General features: G+C 72.1%; 1 protein-coding gene. It reads right to left on the bottom strand.

Annotated features, from left to right (window positions below; all coding sequences use genetic code 11):
* A partial coding sequence (locus tag QSK03_RS32855) for a transposase (RefSeq protein ID WP_285660033.1) occupies window positions 1-1,435 on the bottom strand: 1,435 nt, incomplete at both ends.

Below are 1,435 nucleotides of genomic sequence, written 5' to 3'. Positions count from 1 at the left end.
TAGGCGCCGAGGGCGATGGCGAGGTGGAGCTTGCGGAGGTTGAAGGCGGTGGCCGCGAGGTGCAGCTCGCTGGTGGCGGCGGCCAGACCGCGTCGGGAGAACCGATCGAGGATCTTCTTGAGGTTCCCGATGCCGGGTTCGACGGTGGCGCCGCGGCGCTTGTAGAGCTGGGCGCCGTACTCGGTGCGTAGCCGGTGGCGCATGGCTTCGCGGGGTGTCGCCTCGGCGGGTGTTGGCCCGTCGGCGGGGGCCGCGCGGGAGGTTCTGGCCTGGTCACGGGCCTTGCCCAACGCGATCAGCCGGTCGGGTCCGGGCGCGGCGAGGTTGGCGTCGCTGGAATAGCCGGCGTCGGCGAGCACGGTGCCGATCACATGCTCAGGGTGTCCGGTGCGCTCGTGCAGCTGCCCGGCGGCCTGCTCGACCGCGCGCATCATCGGAACGAACGCGGCCTGGTCGTTCGAGCTCTGACCGACCTGCACCGCCGCGATGAGCTGGTCGGCGGTCACAGCCACTTGCGCGTTGTAGCCCTGCAGGAATCCGCGACGGGTGGGCATCAGACGCGAGCACGGGTCGCTGGTGTTGGCCACTGCTTCGCCGGGCCGGTGAGGCTTGCGGGTGGAGCCGCGAGCCGCGGTGGGCTCGGCGACCGAAGGCGAGTCCTGCTCGGCCAAGGCGGAGTCCACAGCCCGTTGCGCACGCACGACATGCGGATGCTCCTCAACCGGGGCCGGGGGGCGACCGGTCGGTCGGCGGCCGGCGGCGATCAGAGCGGCCCGGCGGTCGTGCTTGGCCTGCTGGCGAGCAGTGGCGCGGGCCAGATGCGCCCGGGCCTCGTCCAGCCGATGCGGCCCGCGCGGGATGCGCCCGACCCTCGGGGTCCCAGCTTGGGCCTGTTGCAGCCGCTGCACCGCATCGGCTTCCCGCTGCTGCGCGGCCTGCTCATCGGCGTGCTCGCGCGCGGTGATCTCGGCCAACGCCGTCCGCAGCCGCTGGGCACGTCCACTGCGATCCCGCAGGCCCGCGGGCATCCGGTGCCCGTCACCATGGTCGCCGGTCTCGTGCTGGGTGGCGTCCTCGGCGGCGTCGACCTGCTCCGCGTCGCGCACCAGCGCGTCGACCTCATCGACCAGCCAGTCCCGGTGGCGATTGGCGTCCATCGAGGCGTTCGCAGCGATCTTGGTGCCGTCGATCGCGACGGTGCCGAAGCGGGCCAGCCCCACGGCCGCGGCGATCTGCAGCACTTGGGTGAACAGCCCCGCGAATACTTCTTGGTGCTCGGCGCGGAACCGGGCGATCGTCGTGTGGTCGGGGACGTCCTGGGCGCACAGCACCCGGAATGCCACGTCCGTGACGCAGCGCTGCTGGATCTGCCGCGATGAGCGAACCCCGTGGCAATAGGCGTAGATCAACAGGGCGAGCAGCAGGTCGGGGTCGT

Origin of the sequence: Actinomycetospora sp. NBRC 106375, assembly GCF_030269665.1 — a bacterium.
GTDB lineage: Bacteria > Actinomycetota > Actinomycetes > Mycobacteriales > Pseudonocardiaceae > Actinomycetospora.
The sequence above is the reverse complement of the archived record's forward strand: the minus strand, read 5'-3'. Positions and strand labels throughout refer to the sequence as shown.